Raw genomic sequence first — 16,426 nt, 5'->3', positions numbered from 1 at the left:
CCTGTACGCACAGGCTGCAAAAGAGAGCAATAATGAATACATACATAAAAGGGAGTTTTGTTATGGAAAAGCAGCTAACCCGTTCCGCCATGTTTTACAGCATAGGTTTTATTTTCATGCTGGTTTGCGCAGTTGGCGCATTTTTCTACGGTGTACAGTACGGCAGTGAGCAGACAAAAACCAGCTACGAAATGAAACAGTTAAACAGTGAGGCAAAATCCAAGTCGACTCCGTATCAGCAGCAAGATCTCGTCTCCTACTATCATACTGTATTTCTGCCCTACCGTGAATTCCAAAACGAATGGTTCAATGCTATGAAGAAGCTGGAGCAGGATGATTCAGCCGATGGCAATGCCATTTTCAAGGATTTGTCCAAGCTGGCCAAGAAAAAGGCAGCCGAGGTCGCCTCCTTCAACATGCAGCAATCGCCACTGCTCGGTGAAGCACAGGCGAGCGTCATTAAAAGCCTTGAATTGTTTGAGCAAACGTCTAATAAAGCAGCAAACAAGGCGAAGACGCTCAATTCTGCGAAGCTCATTGCAGCCGTTGATGACGATTCCATTTACCAAGCAGCCGTGAAGCAAACCCTGTCCTCGCAGCAATCTTATTACAGCGCGATGATGAAATGGGCGGCTACCGTAAACAGTGATATTCCTAACGAATACAAATTCCCGAATATTTTGGAAATCAGCAAATGGAACAAGCTGCCCCTCATTGTGAAAAACAAATTAATGGCAGACCATTTGCTGTCGCATAAGCAGCTAACGAATTACTATCCACAGGATCTGGTTATCCGGATCGATGAATTTATTAAGACGGGGCAAGCGAGCAAAATGAAAATCCGCTCCATCGCTGCCATTGCTGAGCTGCTGATGAATACAGCCGCAGTACGCAACGGTGACTACAGCAGCGGCTCAGAGCAAATGTACAGCAAGGAAGTGCTGCCGCTGCTGCCTTTCTTCACCACGACTTCGTCTTAAGCGCCAGCTGGTGCTAATCGTATTGAAACCCTTGAAGCAGGGCTATGGCCGCCATCCCTCCCGTCACATTGAGGAGGCTGCCGTAGCCCTGCTTTTCTAAATATCCGCATACATTTGCGCTGCGAACGCCATGAGCGCATACGATATAAAGCGGCTTGTCATCCGCTAATTGTCCCAATTGCTGAGGGATCGTATTCATCGGAATAAGCGTGGACTGCTCCAGATGATAATAATCCCATTCAAATGACTCACGAACGTCAATGACTTGCCCTGCCTCTATATGTCCTTTCTCCAAAAGCTGCAAAAAAACATCCGCTTCGATCTCTTCCCAATTGTTCATGTCTCGTCTCTCCCCTTTATCTATTTAAGCAGGCAATGCATGAATCATATCAAAAAATTTCACATTTGATCAAGTTTGAGGATTGCAATTGTCCATGTTAATGCTTTAAAATGATAAAGGCTATCCTTTCTGTCCGTTCGACATGATTCGAGTAGCCGTTTGACTATATGAAACTCTCGCCTCGCATGCATAGTGTGCAAGGGCGGTTTTTATTTTAGTATCACACCTGATGTAGCTTACGAAATGATTTTTACATTCGCAAAAATTTTAGGGGGCAATCTACTTATGTTTAAAGTGCTAGTATCCGATCCCATCAGCGATCTGGGCATCCAACAGCTTGTAGACGCGGAAGATATCATTGTCGATAAAAAACCAGGTTTAAGCGAGGATGAGCTCGTCGCCATTATTGGCGAATATGACGCTCTGCTCGTTCGCAGCCAAACGCGTGTAACAGCACGCATTATGGAAGCTGGCAAGCTTCTGAAAGTCGTTGGACGTGCAGGCGTTGGCGTAGACAACATTGATCTGGACGCTGCAACCCAGCGCGGAATCATCGTTATTAACGCTCCTGACGGCAATACGATTACAACTAGCGAGCACACTTTTGCCATGATGATGGCTGTAGCCCGCCATATTCCTCAAGCTTATATGAAAACGGTCAATGGCGTTTGGGATCGCAAATCCTTCCTTGGCGTAGAGCTTCGCAACAAAGTGCTCGGCGTTCTCGGCATGGGCCGTATCGGCAGCGAAGTTGCAAAACGTGCAAAAGCTTTCGGCATGGACATTCTCGGCTACGACCCGTTTATGACGGAAGAGCGTGCAGAAAAGCTTGGCATTAAGCTTGCATCGGTGGAAGAAATTGTCCGTAACGCGGATTTTATGACGGTGCACACCCCGCTCACACCTGAGACTCATCATATGATTGGCAAAGACCAATTTGCTGTTATGAAGCCTGGCATGCGCATCGTAAACTGCGCTCGCGGCGGCATCATTGATGAAATTGCTCTGGTTGAAGCGGTCGATCAAGGCATCGTCGCTGGAGCAGCATTCGACGTATTTGAAGTAGAGCCTCCTGCTGAGGACCACCCGTTCCTGAAGCATCCGAAAATTATCGTAACGCCTCACCTTGGCGCATCGACAGTAGAAGCGCAAGAAAATGTTGCGATTGACGTTTCGGAGCAAGTGCTGCACATTTTGCGTGATGAGCCGTTCAGCAACGCAGTCAACATGCCGCCAATTCCGGCTGGCCTGCAAAGCAAGCTTCAACCGTATTTCATTCTTGGGGAGAAGCTTGGCAGCTTTATTTCCCAAATGACAGACGGTCCTGTACAGGAAATCGTTGTCGGTTATTCCGGTGATCTTGCGGAAGTAGATACTCAGCCACTGACTCGCTACGTTGTCAAAGGCATTTTGTCCCACCACCTTGGCACAGAGCAAGTCAATATCGTCAACTCGATGCACCTTGCGAAAGAGCGCGACGTCAACATTGTCGTTCAAAAATCGCATATTTCGAAGGACTTTACGAATCTCGTAACCGTATCGCTGCGCACGAAGAAGGAAGATCGCGTCGTTGGAGGCACACTGCTTACGGGTTACGGTCCTCGCATTGTGCAAATTGACAACTTCCCTGTCGATGTTACACCTGAAGGCAACCTGATTCTGATATCGCATAATGATAAGCCTGGTATTATCGGCCGCGTTGGTACGCTGCTTGGTACAAATGACGTGAACATCGCAACGATGCAGGTGGGTCGTCAGCTAGAGGGCGGCTCCGCGATTATGGTACTGCGTGTTGACAAAGGAACCCCGAAAGAGGTTCTTGAGCAGCTTATGAACTTAACTGAACTGAACACTGCAAAAGAAATCAAAATCTAATAAGGACTTCTGTCCATGCAAGAAACCCCTAAGTGTTCTTAATTGACCACTTAGGGGTTTTTGTTTGCCAATCGGCTTGCTATGGCCCTTCTCTACTCCTATTCCTGACAACAGGCTGCTACACGCTACACACTACACACGGCCTGATCGGCTTCTACCGCCTTAAATGTCTTGCCGTGTAGGTGATTAGCAATGCACCGCTATCGCCAAGATTGAACGTATCTGGACCCTTAAGCTCGTAGGACATTCCTACCTAAAGTGTAAGGCAGCCACTGCATCTGCATCAACTGCACATTCGCCGTATCCGAGGTTCCTGTCATTTAAAAACATTTTTTGTTAGAAAACTCTATTCTATTTATGAAAATGTTTCACGAGCAACAAGATTTAATGCTTCTTTTCAACAAAAAATAGCGCTCCGATAGGAGCGCCTTGACAGCTAATGCTTCGTTTCGACAGGCAGCAACAGCGTAAAGGTCGTTCCTTTGCCGAGTATGCTGTCTACTTCGATTTGCCCATTATGCTGGGTTATAATATTTTTGACGATCGCAAGACCGAGACCCGTTCCAACAGAGGTGCCTCGCTTGCGCGATTTGTCCGCTTTGTAAAACCGTTCGAAGATATACGGCAAATCCTCGCTAGGAATGCCCTGTCCTTCATCTTTAATTTGCATTTGAATAAAATGGGTCTGATTAATCGTCATTTGGCTTGCCGCAATCGTCACGGACTTGCCAAGCGGCGTATGCCGCAGCGCATTATCCAGCAAATTTGTCAGCACCTGCTCTAGCCGATCTTCATCCGCCCCTAGCAGCAAGAGCGGTATATCAGGCAGCTCTGTCTTAAACATAACTTCCCGTTCTTTGGCAAATACTTGGAACTTGCGATGCACACGCCTTATAATTTGCAGCAAATCGACCTGCCGCAAATTCAGCTCCACATGCCCAGCTTCCATACGCGCCATATCCAGAAAATCATTGACTAGCCTGCCCATACGCAGCGACTCATCATAAATGACCTGCACAAGCTCCTTGCGCTCCTCTGGAGAAGCCACAATATCATCAAGCAGCGCTTCGCTGTAGCCTTGCATCATCGAAAGCGGCGTTCTAATCTCATGTGAAACATTCGCCACAAAGTCACGCCGCAGCTTCTCCAGCTTATGCTCCTCCGTCACGTTCCGAATAACTGCGACCGCTCCGCGGGCAACGCCCTCGCGCAGCAGTGGAGCCATCACGACCGACCACATGCTGTTGTGCACGTATACTTTATTCGAAACATCGCGGCCTTCGTCCATGACCTTCTCGAATATATCAAGCAGCGGTCCAGGGACAGAAGAGTATGGCTTTGTGCTATCGTAAAAAGCATCGCCCCACTCCTGATTCAGATCAGCCCAGCGGTTTATAAGCAAATGCCCCGGCGGATTTGTCAAAATTATTTCGCCTTCAGCATCGAACGTAATAACTCCGTCCCCCATGCTGCGCAGGATGCTCGACAAATGCTCCTTCTCATGATTAAGATCATGAATTAGCTTATCGACCTGCTCAGTCATATTATTGAACGTATTCGCCAGCTCGCCAATTTCATCATTTGAGCGAATTTTCACCCGCATCTGATAATTTCCTTGCGATATCGAATCCGCAGCCTCCTTCAGCTCGAGCAGTGGCTGCTGAATTTTACGCGATAGAAAAAAGGCAAAGAAGGTCGACATCAGAAAGCCGATAACTGCAACGATGACGAACAGCAGCATCACTTCATGGCTCGCATCATTTTCAAATAAATACCCGATATACGGAATAAGAAATACGCCAAGCGTCAGCAGAACGACGGCCACGAGCAAAATAATCGTCACCCACAGCTTGCCTACGACGCTATGCCACAGTAGAAAAGGAGAGTACTTCCTCCAGTTCATTACTTTGGCACCTCAAGCTTGTAGCCGACGCCCCATACCGTTGTAATCATGGCTGCTGCATCGCCAGACACTTTGTTCAGCTTCTCGCGCAGGCGCTTGACATGCGTATCAACGGTTCGGAGATCACCGAAAAACTCATAGTTCCATACATCCTTAAGCAGCTCCTCACGGGAAAACACTTTATCCGGCGAAACAGCCAAATAGTGCAAGAGCTCATATTCCTTTGGCGTCAAGCTCACTTCCTGACCTGCCGCTGTTACCCGGTGGGCATCATGCTCAATGACCAAATGCGGAAATACGATATTGTTGCTGGAATTGACTTCCTTCGTCAAAAAGGCAGTCGCCGAGGAGCGGCGCAAAATCGCCTTAACCCGATAAATGACTTCGCGCGGGCTAAATGGCTTAACGACATAATCGTCAGCCCCCACTTCAAATCCTTGCACGCGATTCATTTCCTCGCCTTTCGCCGTCAGCATAATGACAGGCGTCGCCTTCACTTGACGAAGGCGGGAGCACATTTCCACGCCATCAATGCCCGGTAGCATAACGTCGAGCAAAATCAGCGCGTAGTCCGTAGCCGTAGCCATTTGCAGCGCGGATTCCCCATCTTCCGCTTCATCAATGACGTAGCCTTCCTTTTCCAAATACATTTTGAGCAAACGGCGAATCCGTTCTTCATCGTCAACAACCAAAATTCGGCTGGCGAAATTAGACATATTCACTAACCCCTTTCCCAATCGCGATTAATTCGTTCCCGCGTAAGAATGAAGACCCGCTATTACCAGATTTACACCCACAAGCGTAAACAGAATAACGACGAAGCCAATGACCGCGAGCCAGGAGGACCGCAGGCCCTGCCAACCGCGCGACAATCTGAAATGCAAATAAGCACTGTAGTAAAGCCAGGAAATAAGCGCCCAAACTTCCTTCGGGTCCCAGCCCCAGAAGCGCCCCCATGCAATATTGGCCCAAATCATGGCAAAGATGAGCGCACCGAGCGTGAAAATCGGAAAGCCAATCGCAATGGCGCGATAGCTGATTTCATCCAGATCATCCGGGTCTACCCCCTCCATGACTGGATGAATAACTGCTCCAAGCGGCTTGCGGAATACGAGGCGGAGCAAGCCATACAATATCGTTCCAGCAATAATCGACCAAATGACCGTATTGAGCTTGCGACCTGCATTAACGCCGTTCATCCAAGATGGTGCCTCCAGCTTCGTGTCTGTCATGCCAAGGAAACTGTCAGAATGGACGACCTGGCTGTTATAAGGCTTCACAATCGGAGGCAGGGAATAATCAACCGTTTCGACTTTAGACGACTCCATTCCTTTGGAGTCAACTGTCGACATCTCCTGCGAGAACTGAGCTTCATAACCAGCGGCACGGAAACCGAATACCGCAACCAGAAAACCAATAATAATAATAATCGTATATAGCGAAAACTCTACCCAAAAACGCGATCTCCGCGCTTCCTTCGTCTCGCTATTGAAATCAACAACCCGCAGCAAATACATAAGCCCGGCAGCAAAGCCGACGGCAAAAAAGGCTTCGCCAAGCGCAGCAGTCGTGACATGTACTTTAAGCCATATGGAGTTAAGCGCTGGAATTAGCGGCTGGACCTCCTGTGGAAAAACCGAAGCATAAGCTACGATAATAACGGTTAGCGGCAGGGAGAACATGCCCAGCAGCGCTTTACGATAAATCGCATATATAATCGTAAAAGCAATCATTATCGCCATACCGAGGAAGGTCATAAATTCGTACATATTACTCGTTGGAATTTGACCGCTACCTGCCCATCTTGTGAAGAAGAAGGTCAGATGGGCTGCCAGCCCCAAGCTTGAGGTGACAAACGCAATGCGTCCCCAGCGCTTCTCATGCTGAAACGGATCGCGGTTGCTCCACTTTTTCCCCGCAATCGCAATGACATAAAATAAAAAGGCAAAGCAATACAGAAAAAAAGCGGCTATAAAAGCATCACTGCTCAAATCAACTAAACTCACGCGTTATTCCCTCCGTTATCTAGCGACTTTGGATCTACGGTCACGCCAATCTTTTGAAGCGCGCCTGCCACATCCGCCCGCATGCCGTACCAGTTTTTATTCGTGTGTGCGCCAAGCGACAGCTGGCCGTCGTCAATGCGCAGCCATATTCTGCGATGCTGCCAGTATGAACCCATCAACAAGCCGATCATTGATATAGCTGCACCGACCCAGACAAAATTCAGCGCCTTGTCCACACGAACATTAAGCGAGGTAGAAGCTTCTGAGAAGTTGACATTTTGCATCCCGTCAACCTTGATCTCAAACTTGCTTGCTAAAGCGCCATTAATTTGATCTTGCCCAAACTTCTCCTTGTCCTTCTGCATCGGGAAATACATATAAGGCTGTCCCGCTTCAGGGAGTCCCGGACCGGTAATCAGAAAGACGAATGCTGGCGCATTTGGTTCACGCCCGAGCGTCGTTGGTTCGCCGTTCTCGCCAACTGCAAAATCCATGTAATTGGCAATCAGCCGCATTTTGTAAGGGCCGAGCTCATAATCGAGCGCAGCATCCTTCATCGTCAGCTCGAAAGGCCCGTATTTCTCGCCCGTCTCTTTGTTAATCAGCATAGGCTGGACGCTTATGAGTTTAGGCGTCAGATCGAAGTCAAACTGATACAGCTTTAAACCTTTGTATTTCAGTGGGCTGTTGACGATAATATCATGCTTCGCTACTTCCTCAAGCACCGGCGTCTCGCCAGCCTCGCAGCCGCTTGTACATGTATAAAGCACAGCCGCCGTTTCATAAAGCTTTGCCCTAGCTTGTCCCTTCAGCTCCGGCGGAAGCTCGTCATCCGTATAAAAATCAACGGTAAACTTTTCATTTTTGACATAATAGTTGGTGCCTTCAATCGGCACGGTCGCGCCGTCAGCAATCGAAATATAGCTGTCCATTTGCCAGCCAGGCAGGCTGCGGGCGAGTATCGACAGCAGAAACAAAATAAGGCCGATATGATTAATATAAGGCCCCCATCTGCTAAATCGGTTTTTCTCCGCAAGCAGTGCCGAGCCGTCCATATGAACGCGGTAGCGCTTCCGCTTTAGCTGAGCCGCAAACTGCTCCACCCATGCTTCGGCGGGCTCGTCCATTTTTGCGGAATATACCGTCTTCTGCCGATTGATGAACTGGAGATGCTTGCGAATTTGCTGCTTGCTCAGTGCCCTATAAAGCGGCAAAATCCGGTCCAGACTGCAAATGACGAGTGATGTACCGATCATTACAAGCAGCGTAATGAACCACCAGGACTCGTAAGTGTGCGACAAACCTAGCATATGATAGATTTTGCCTGGTGTCCCATATGTACTTTCATAATAAGCCGCAATATCAAAGTTATTGATAAATGTGTTTTCCTGCGGGTAAATCGTTCCGAGAGATGCGCTGACAAACGTCAGCACAATTAAATAAATGGCGATTTTCACAGAAGAAAAAAAGCTCCAAATCCGGTCGATTGGATTTTGGTTTTTTTTCTGCGAACGCCGGGCAATGCCGTCATAACGCATTTCCAGCGGCTCACTTTGCTGCTGGTCCTCCATAAGCGGCTTGCCGCAGCTTTCGCACAGCACAGTTCCAACCGCGTTCTGATGCCCGCATTCACACTTAGTGTTATGTATAGCTAACACGGAAGAAACCTCCTAATACGTTAACAGCTTCTCTATTCGCTCATCAATATATTCTTCAGTCATTCCACCAACCGTAATATCCATTATTGTACCATCCGGTTTAACGAAAAAAGTAGTCGGATACGATCTTAGTCCGTACTCCCGCTCCGTCTTCCGGTCCACATCCCGCAATATCGGATAGTTCAGCTCAAACTGATGGACAAAATTGTTAACGGTGAGTGTATCCTCACTCAAATTAATAGCCAGAATTTCGAGGCCATCATTTTGCCATTTGGCAAATTGACGCTCGAATTCCGGCATTTCCTTCACGCATGGCGGGCAAAATGTTCCCCAGAAATTAACGACAATCGCTTTGCCCTTGTAATCGGACAGCTGATGTACGTTGCCCTGTATATCTACAAGCTTAAACTCCGGAGGTGTGCCTCCCACCTTCGGAACGCCCCCGCTTTGGCCGGAAGCAAACAAAGTTGTTCCAATCGCATACCCTCCGATAATGAGCACGGCTGACAATATGACGATCTGCATGATTTTGCGTGACGATTTCATAGAGCTTTCATCACCTGCATTTCGATTAGTGTATCAACATAGATAGATCCATTATAACGAAAAGCTGGCGGCAATTGCCGCTGCCGCCGTCTACTTTTTATGAACTTTATGTGACTTACGAGCAGCTTCGCGCAGCTCCTTCACTTCTACAGGCGTCAGATGGCGGAATTGCCCCCTTGCCAAATTATGCAAGCCCAGCTCGCCGAACTTCACCCTTCTCAAGCGAACAACCGGATGATTAATCGCTTCGAACATCCTTCTAACCTGGCGATTACGGCCTTCATAGATCGTAATACGGACAGTCGATGTATTTTCTTCCGTATTCACGTCCTGGTACTCAACCTCAGCAGGAGCGGTCATGCCGTCTTCAAGCTTAACGCCCTTCTTCAATTGATCCAGCAGCGTTCCGTGAGGCACGCCCTTTACTGTCGCATAATAGGTTTTTGGTACATGATGGCTCGGATGAGTCAGAAGATTGGCGAACTCGCCGTCATTCGTGAGCAGCAGCAGCCCTTCCGTATCGTAGTCCAGACGGCCTACCGGATAAACGCGCTCTCTGATGCCCGGCAAATAGTCGGAAACGATTTTGCGGCCTTGCGGATCGCTCGCGCTCGTAATAACGCCCTTCGGCTTATTCAGCATCACATACACTTTTTTCTCATTTCGGATCGGCTTGCCATTCACGAGAATGACATCTACAGCAGGGTCCGCTTTCACACCGAGCTCGGTCACTTTCTCGCCATTGACTTCAACCACTCCAGCCAAAATCATTTCCTCGCATTTTCTCCGGGATGCGATGCCCGCTTGCGCTAATATTTTCTGTAAACGTTCCAATACTTTCACCTCAAACTTTATCATAACGATATGAGGCGCAAAGCACAAGCGCTGTTAACCGAATATGTACATGCAAATGAAAATTGCTGCTAAAAAACCGACCAGATCGGAAAACAAGCCCACTTTAAGCGCATATTTGGTTTTTCGGATTCCGATAGCTCCAAAATAAACGGTCAGCACATAAAGCGTCGTATCCGTGCTTCCTTGAATAGTAGAAGCAATTCGCCCAATCATCGAATCCGGGCCATAGGTTTGAATCAGATCTGCGGTAAAAGCAAGCGACCCTGCCCCAGTTAACGGCCTAAGCACCGCAAGCGGCAATACCTCGCTCGGTATGCTGAGCCAATCGAACAGCGGGCGAACGACGCCAGTCATAAAATCCATCGCGCCAGAAGCACGAAACATGCTGATTGCGACCATCATCCCGACGAGATGGGGAATAATTGCAATGGCTGTACCGAAGCCATCCTTGGCACCTTCAGTAAATGTCTCATAGACGGGAACTTTGCGAAAAGCCGCATAAAGTGGAATAAATACGATAATAGCAGGTATCAACCATGCTGATGCTCTGGTAAAAGCGTCAAGCAACGCCGCCACCTCCCCCCGAAGCTGCCGCTGCTCCCGGCTTGGCTGCTGGGGCAAGAGGCTGGGAAGGACCTTTGACAATAGGCGGCTTCTGCCTGCTTCGGTACCAGCGATCGGCCACAATCGCCGCGGCGGTAGCAATAAACGTAGCGGCGAGCGTCGTGCCGACGATTTCCGCCGGATTCGCCGAGCTGTAATTCATGCGAATTGCAATTAATGTTGTCGGAATCAGCGTAATGCTGGATGTATTTAACGCGAGCAGCGTACACATGGCTGGAGTTGCGACAGCTGGATCTGGGTTCAGCTTCTGCAGCTCCTGCATCGCCTTAATGCCCATCGGCGTTGCCGCGTTGCCTAATCCGAAGAGGTTGGCGCTCAGGTTGCTCATAATATAGCCGAGTGCCGGGTGGTTTTTGGGCACATCCGGAAATAGGAAGCGAACGATGGGGCCGAGCAGCTGTGCCATTTTTTTCAACAATCCTGCGTCCTCTGCTATACGCATCATGCCCAGCCAGAACACCATAATGCTGATCAGTCCGAAGCTGATCGTCACGCCAGCTTGCGCTCCTGTGAACGCAGCTCCGGCTACTGCATCAATTTTGCCATTAAAAGCGCCGACGACGACGCTAATGACAATTAAAAACAGCCAAATAAAGTTAACCATGCTTCCCGCCTCCCCAAGCAGTCAAGCGTAAACGGCGGCTACCTTTTCAATACGAAGCAGCCGTTTCAGATTCGATTAAAATAGACAAGCTGCTGGCTTTTTCATTTAAACAAAGCCCGAATAGCCTCGCCTGCCGACGCCAAATAACTTCTCTTCCCCAATCCATCATTGAAAAAAGCATCCGCCTCAGCCTTTCTGCGCTCTGGAAGCGTAAGTCTGCTGCTCCCCGTATCATAGATGGGCACAGCTCCTATTTTCGCCCCGTTCATATACCACTCGAGCGAACCTCTTTCGCCTAATGCATAACGCGTCGTTGCTGTATTTACAACGATAAGCCGTGAAGTCAGCTGGCCTTTTTCCTCCTCCGTTAGAGGGTAGCTGAAGGTTTGCCCTACAGCATAAGGATAGCCGGTGAGCGCCTGTCCTTTGCCCGCTATTTGGGCTAGCGGATAATGCTGAAAGCCCCAATCAAGCATATGGCGATGATCCGCCCAATCGTCTCCATCGCTTAGCGTGACAGCTGCCAGCTGCTGACCGCCTCGGGTGGCGGAGCTGACAAGGCAGCGCAGCGCCTGCTTCGTGTAGCCAGTCTTCACGCCATCTGCGCCATCATACATTTGGAGCATTTTATTTTTGTTCACCCATTTATATTGCCACTGCTCATGCGGGTTTGGGACCTGCTTGACGGGTGTGCTGACAATTTTAGCGAATACAGGATTGCGGAGCGCATAAGCGGTCAGCTTAGCAAGATCGTTAGCTGAGGAATAATGCCCCTTCTCATCAAGGCCATGCGGGTTTTTAAATTGGGAATTTGTCATTCCCAGAAAAGCCGCTTTTTCATTCATCAGCATAACAAAGCCTTCCTCTGAACCGCCGACATGTTCTGCAATCGCGGTTGCTGCGTCATTTCCCGATCGCAGCATGAGGCCATACAGCATGTCCTGCAATTTCATTTCTTCATTAAGCTGCAAGTAAATCGAAGAGCCTTCCTTGCCTACCGCCCGCTTGCCCGTCTTGACGGTGCCTGACAGATTGCCATGCTCTATCGCTACAATTGCCGTCATAATTTTGGTTAGGCTGGCTATAAGCATCGACTTGTCTCCATCCTCACTGTAGAGCAATCTGCCCGAGGTGACATCAATCAGCGCCGACGCTGATGCATGTGTGCTCAGCGGTTCTGGTTCAGCCGCGTAGCCTGGCGCTGGCAGGCTTGTCCCTAACAAACAGATCGCCAAACCTAACAAGAGCGATATACGAGCTATTTTCACATTGCTAATCATTGTTCGCGGCCCCTTTCCTATGTGTAAGTCCGATACTCATGAGAGGACAATGCCTTCCCCGCAGACTTTTAAACGCCTTGTACACTGTATGCTTGTCTCGGCAAAATTAGACTGAGATGTGTAGATGGCTTCCTCTTTTCTCGGCGGACAAATGCCCGCTTTGCATAAATAAAACCCTATTTATATCGGCTCCGCTTATAAAATTTTGTGCTTTAAATGAAAAACTGCCCTTGCGGGCAGCTTTGGCCTTAAATAACGGTTGAGTCCGTTGTACTCATATAGCCTGAATTCATATTGGTGCCTGCTAATTGGCTCGTGCCACTGGACGAGCTGCGCATCATGGATTGCACCTTATCGAAAACATACGGTGTCGAATCAATAATTCGCTCCAGCAGATGCGTGTTATTATCGAGCGGCACGATTTTGACGCCTTGTGTGCCAACAACGAGAAAGGCAATAGGCGTGATTGATACACCGCCCCCGCTTCCTCCGCCGAATGGCGCAGCTATTGCCGCCTTGTGGCTGTCATCGGAGCTGCTCGACGAAGCTGAACTGTCACCGCTGAACCGCATATCACTGCCGCCTGCAACAAATCCAAATCCGACCTTGCTGATCGGCATAATAATACTGCCATCTGGCGTTTGCACCGGGTCGCCAACAATTGTGTTTACATCGACCATTTCTTTAATATTTTCCATTGCTGTCTGCATAAGGCCTTGTATTGGATGCTCTTGCACGACATCTCCTCCTAATTGTACAAATCAATTTAATGCAGGCTACGCTAATAATGTTTCCCGCAGCCCCACATTGTATGTATTAAGCGTAAACGGTTGAAGCCGTCCTATGGCGGCGCCGCGCTTTTCAGTCAGAGAAATAAAAGCATAGTGCGACGAAAAATTATGCTTTGCTTCTAAAAATAAAAAAAGCAAAACCCCGCTCTTCTTTAAGGAGGCGGCTTTGCTTTATTGCGAAATATTCTGTTTATACTCATCCATTATTTAAACAAAATTTGGTGCCACATTTGGATGCCATGAGAGCCTTTTTTGAGTCTAAATAGCAAGCTAAGGCCTGATTTTACCGCATGGAACATGCTAAGCTTGGCCGTACATTGCCATTCAGTCTGAAAATAAGTCCCTTGGTACATCGGCTGCACCTGAAGCACCGGATCGGCTTTAAGCAAAACGAACTGTGATATGACGCCCAGCATCGTCGTTTTAATCGACCACACAGCCCCAGTCGTCATGGCCGTCCACATCGCGTCCCCAACGCCTACCGTTGTCGACCATTTCCATTCGGTCAATTGCACCTTTTTCAGAAGCTGCTTGACCCAGCCTCGCAAATTATCGGTTACTTCCAGCGCATGCTTCAGTTTTTCAATAAACCGCTGTACATTTTCGGCGTCAATTTTCCCCTGCTGCTCCTTGGAATGCTCCACGCCCGCCTGCTTGGTGCTAATTTGCTCATGCAGCCGGATTGTGGCTCCCTGCAATTTCAATTGTGGGATCTTCACCTTATAATGCAGCAGACCATACAGCCCTACAATTCGCACATCGATATGGTCAAGGTCGCCCTTCCTTCTAAGCTTTCCATATACGCGCACCGGCGAAGCAAGGGCAAGCAGCAATAAGAACAAAAAAAAGAGACCTGCCGCCGTCATCAAGCCGTAAAGGTTTCCGGGCATAGTGCTTCCTCCGTTTTCCTATTATGGGTTGAATATAGTATGACCCGGCGGTCAAATCTCATTCTCTGCAAGCCTGATTAATTCGGCGGAATCTCGTCAATCGTCATTTGCCGCTCGCCGATGCGTTCAAACAGCATTTGTGTCTGTTCTTCAAGGGCGTCTTCCACATCGATATGCTTCGGCTCTGGCAAAGCTTTAATGCTGGACAAGCCGAAATAATCGAGAAACGCTTTGGTCGTGCCATACAAAATAGGACGTCCAATTGCTTCCGCGCGGCCCACCTCTTCAATTAAATCTTTGGAGACGAGCGACTGAATTGCTCTATCGGTTTTGACACCGCGAATTTCCTCGATATCAATACGGGTAATCGGCTGGCGGTAAGCAACGATTGATAATGTCTCCAGCGCTGCTTGCGATAGCTGCGAACGTGTTGGCGTATAGGCCATCCGCTCAAAATAAGCGGCGTGATCGGGATGAGTCGTCAACCGATAAGCACCAGCAACCTCCGTTACCTGAACGCCTCGCTCCTCTCGAGCCAAATCCCGATGCAGCTCATACACCAAATCGGCAGCAAGCTCGGCATCAAACTGCATAATATCTGCAATTTGCCGCTTCGTCAGCCCTTCATCGCCTGCCATGAACAGCAGGCCCTCAATAATCGACTTCAACTTCTGATAATCCACTGTCCTCCGCATCCCCTCTCCAATGAATCACAATATCATCAAACAGCTGATGCTGAAAACAACGAATATGCTTCATCTTCATCAACTCCAATATCGCCAAAAACGTTACGACGATTTCATGCTTGTCCATATTTTCACGAATCAGCTTTGAAAACTGCACCGTCTCATACTGCCGCAGCACCTCTACAATGTCGCGAATCCGATCCTTTACGGATATTTCGTCCCGCTGCACAGTCGCCACAAATTGGCGCCTCGCCGCCTTTTTGAGCGCACGCTGAAAAGCCGCAACCAGATCAGACACATGCAGGCCCTCAAGCGGGTTAATGTCCTGCTCCTGCAAAAAGGGGGTCATGTCCTCCGGCTCACGCGAAAAAACGAGGCTCCGCTGCGTTTCCTTCTCCCGCAGCTGCTCGGCAATTTGCTTGAATTTTCGATATTCAACGAGCTTCTGAATGAGCTCATCGCGAGGATCAAGGCCATCATCCGGCCAGTCCTCATATTCTTCCTCAAACACGGGCGGCTTCGGCAGCAGCTGCCTGCTCTTAATGGCCAGCAGTGTAGCCGCCATCACCAGAAACTCGCTGGTCACCTCAAGCTCCATCTCCGTCATTGCATTCAAATAGTCCATATACTGATCTGTAATCTCGTTGATTGATACCTCATGAATATCGATTTCTGCTTTATCAATCAAATGCAGCAGCAGATCCAGAGGCCCTTCGAAAGATTCCAGCTTGTAAAGCACTGACACTGCCATTTCCTCCCGACTAATCTTCCGATAAAATCGCTGCGCCACTCGTAAGCGTAAACAGCTGATGCCAACCAACCGCAACCATCCGTTACGCCAAAAATAGAAAGGCCTCTTCTCAGAGGCCCTTCTCGTGAGCTGCAAGCCTTAAGCTTAATTATGCAGCAATTTTGTTAAATTAGCCATCTCTATTGCACTGGCTGCAGCTTCGTACCCTTTATTTCCAGCTTTTGTTCCTGCACGCTCAATCGCTTGCTCGATGGAATCAACCGTCAATACGCCAAAAATCGTCGGTACGCCCGTTTTCAAGCCAACAGCCGCCACTCCTTTTGCCGCCTCATTGCACACGTAGTCAAAATGCGGTGTTGACCCCCGAATAACGGCACCTAGCGTAATAACCGCATCGTATTTGCCGCTCTCTGCCATCTTTTGCGCGATAAGCGGAATTTCAAAAGCTCCCGGTACCCAAGCAACCTCAACCTCGTTATCCAATGCACCATGGCGTTTAAATGCATCAAGCGCTCCGCTAAGCAGCTTGCCGGCAATAAATTCATTAAACCTTCCAACAACGATTCCGTAACGCAAGCCTTCCGATACTAAATGTCCCTCATATACATGTGGCATAATTAAATTCCTCCCAATTGGT

Annotated in this window: 17 protein-coding genes; 2 read left to right on the top strand and 15 right to left on the bottom strand. The window is 48.7% G+C overall.

What is annotated here, in order from left to right; genetic code table 11:
• The first annotated feature begins 62 nt into the window (after window positions 1-62).
• Window positions 63-980 (top strand): hypothetical protein, encoded by a 918-nt coding sequence (locus AC50YG_RS00810; RefSeq protein ID WP_341278194.1) that lies wholly within the window; start codon window positions 63-65, stop codon window positions 978-980.
• Between the two features lie 13 nt (window positions 981-993).
• On the opposite strand, the gene AC50YG_RS00805 is transcribed toward AC50YG_RS00810, so the two are convergent.
• Window positions 994-1,320 carry a rhodanese-like domain-containing protein gene (locus AC50YG_RS00805; RefSeq protein ID WP_341278195.1) on the bottom strand — a complete coding sequence of 109 codons (327 nt, stop codon included), beginning with the start codon at window positions 1,318-1,320 and terminating at the stop codon, window positions 994-996.
• 285 nt (window positions 1,321-1,605) lie between these two features.
• Between AC50YG_RS00805 and serA the strand changes: the two genes are divergently transcribed.
• Complete coding sequence (gene serA / locus AC50YG_RS00800; protein ID WP_494824053.1) at window positions 1,606-3,195, top strand: phosphoglycerate dehydrogenase; 1,590 nt, start codon at window positions 1,606-1,608, stop codon at window positions 3,193-3,195.
• A gap of 436 nt (window positions 3,196-3,631) precedes the next feature.
• Here serA and AC50YG_RS00795 read toward each other — a convergent pair whose 3' ends face one another.
• The 14 genes from AC50YG_RS00795 to ribH form a co-directional block, all read right to left on the bottom strand.
• Window positions 3,632-5,098, bottom strand: a complete 1,467-nt coding sequence (locus tag AC50YG_RS00795) for an ATP-binding protein (protein WP_473757553.1) — start codon at window positions 5,096-5,098, stop codon at window positions 3,632-3,634.
• Complete coding sequence (locus AC50YG_RS00790; protein ID WP_046231997.1) at window positions 5,098-5,814, bottom strand: response regulator transcription factor; 717 nt, start codon at window positions 5,812-5,814, stop codon at window positions 5,098-5,100. The genes AC50YG_RS00795 and AC50YG_RS00790 overlap by 1 nt, the downstream gene beginning before the upstream one ends.
• Before the next feature lie 27 nt (window positions 5,815-5,841).
• The gene (gene ccsA / locus AC50YG_RS00785; protein WP_473757556.1) at window positions 5,842-7,104 is read right to left on the bottom strand and encodes a cytochrome c biogenesis protein CcsA; all 1,263 of its coding nucleotides are present in this window, start codon (window positions 7,102-7,104) and stop codon (window positions 5,842-5,844) included.
• Window positions 7,101-8,762: a cytochrome c biogenesis protein ResB gene (gene resB / locus AC50YG_RS00780; protein ID WP_494824050.1), complete on the bottom strand. Its 1,662-nt coding sequence runs from the start codon at window positions 8,760-8,762 to the stop codon at window positions 7,101-7,103. Before resB ends, ccsA begins: the two co-directional genes overlap by 4 nt.
• A gap of 12 nt (window positions 8,763-8,774) precedes the next feature.
• Window positions 8,775-9,308: a redoxin domain-containing protein gene (locus AC50YG_RS00775; protein ID WP_341278201.1), complete on the bottom strand. Its 534-nt coding sequence runs from the start codon at window positions 9,306-9,308 to the stop codon at window positions 8,775-8,777.
• A gap of 90 nt (window positions 9,309-9,398) precedes the next feature.
• Window positions 9,399-10,142, bottom strand: a complete 744-nt coding sequence (locus AC50YG_RS00770; RefSeq protein WP_046231994.1) for a pseudouridine synthase — start codon at window positions 10,140-10,142, stop codon at window positions 9,399-9,401.
• Between the two features lie 54 nt (window positions 10,143-10,196).
• On the bottom strand, window positions 10,197-10,730 hold the full coding sequence (locus AC50YG_RS00765) for a spore maturation protein (protein ID WP_494824048.1): 534 nt from the start codon (window positions 10,728-10,730) through the stop codon (window positions 10,197-10,199).
• On the bottom strand, window positions 10,723-11,391 hold the full coding sequence (locus AC50YG_RS00760; RefSeq protein WP_473757560.1) for a nucleoside recognition domain-containing protein: 669 nt from the start codon (window positions 11,389-11,391) through the stop codon (window positions 10,723-10,725). Before AC50YG_RS00760 ends, AC50YG_RS00765 begins: the two co-directional genes overlap by 8 nt.
• A gap of 101 nt (window positions 11,392-11,492) precedes the next feature.
• Window positions 11,493-12,671: a D-alanyl-D-alanine carboxypeptidase family protein gene (locus AC50YG_RS00755; RefSeq protein ID WP_494824045.1), complete on the bottom strand. Its 1,179-nt coding sequence runs from the start codon at window positions 12,669-12,671 to the stop codon at window positions 11,493-11,495.
• 248 nt (window positions 12,672-12,919) lie between these two features.
• Complete coding sequence (ytfJ, locus tag AC50YG_RS00750; protein WP_473757562.1) at window positions 12,920-13,408, bottom strand: GerW family sporulation protein; 489 nt, start codon at window positions 13,406-13,408, stop codon at window positions 12,920-12,922.
• Window positions 13,409-13,665: 257 nt separating this feature from the next.
• Complete coding sequence (locus AC50YG_RS00745) at window positions 13,666-14,352, bottom strand: DUF2953 domain-containing protein (protein WP_494824042.1); 687 nt, start codon at window positions 14,350-14,352, stop codon at window positions 13,666-13,668.
• A gap of 77 nt (window positions 14,353-14,429) precedes the next feature.
• Window positions 14,430-15,035 (bottom strand): SMC-Scp complex subunit ScpB, encoded by a 606-nt coding sequence (gene scpB, locus AC50YG_RS00740; RefSeq protein WP_046231988.1) that lies wholly within the window; start codon window positions 15,033-15,035, stop codon window positions 14,430-14,432.
• Window positions 15,004-15,783, bottom strand: a complete 780-nt coding sequence (locus AC50YG_RS00735) for a segregation and condensation protein A (protein ID WP_056028893.1) — start codon at window positions 15,781-15,783, stop codon at window positions 15,004-15,006. The genes scpB and AC50YG_RS00735 overlap by 32 nt, the downstream gene beginning before the upstream one ends.
• Window positions 15,784-15,933: 150 nt before the next feature.
• Entirely contained in the window at window positions 15,934-16,404 is a 471-nt protein-coding gene (gene ribH, locus AC50YG_RS00730) for a 6,7-dimethyl-8-ribityllumazine synthase (RefSeq protein WP_056028895.1), read from the bottom strand.
• Window positions 16,405-16,426: the final 22 nt, after the last annotated feature.

It is taken from the genome of Paenibacillus sp. J31R34, from assembly GCF_059383715.1.
The sequence above is the reverse complement of the archived record's forward strand: the minus strand, read 5'-3'. Positions and strand labels throughout refer to the sequence as shown.

What these genes read in the sequence shown, in the direction of transcription:
- AC50YG_RS00755 (WP_494824045.1), bottom strand. Translation starts at nt 12,671, where the DNA reads ATGATTAGCAATGTGAAAATAGCTCGTATATCGCTCTTGTTAGGTTTG.
- AC50YG_RS00790 (WP_046231997.1), bottom strand. Translation starts at nt 5,814, where the DNA reads ATGTCTAATTTCGCCAGCCGAATTTTGGTTGTTGACGATGAAGAACGG.
- ribH (WP_056028895.1), bottom strand. Translation starts at nt 16,404, where the DNA reads ATGCCACATGTATATGAGGGACATTTAGTATCGGAAGGCTTGCGTTAC.
- AC50YG_RS00775 (WP_341278201.1), bottom strand. Translation starts at nt 9,308, where the DNA reads ATGAAATCGTCACGCAAAATCATGCAGATCGTCATATTGTCAGCCGTG.
- AC50YG_RS00745 (WP_494824042.1), bottom strand. Translation starts at nt 14,352, where the DNA reads ATGCCCGGAAACCTTTACGGCTTGATGACGGCGGCAGGTCTCTTTTTT.
- AC50YG_RS00760 (WP_473757560.1), bottom strand. Translation starts at nt 11,391, where the DNA reads ATGGTTAACTTTATTTGGCTGTTTTTAATTGTCATTAGCGTCGTCGTC.
- AC50YG_RS00805 (WP_341278195.1), bottom strand. Translation starts at nt 1,320, where the DNA reads ATGAACAATTGGGAAGAGATCGAAGCGGATGTTTTTTTGCAGCTTTTG.
- serA (WP_494824053.1), top strand. Translation starts at nt 1,606, where the DNA reads ATGTTTAAAGTGCTAGTATCCGATCCCATCAGCGATCTGGGCATCCAA.
- AC50YG_RS00810 (WP_341278194.1), top strand. Translation starts at nt 63, where the DNA reads ATGGAAAAGCAGCTAACCCGTTCCGCCATGTTTTACAGCATAGGTTTT.
- AC50YG_RS00795 (WP_473757553.1), bottom strand. Translation starts at nt 5,098, where the DNA reads ATGAACTGGAGGAAGTACTCTCCTTTTCTACTGTGGCATAGCGTCGTA.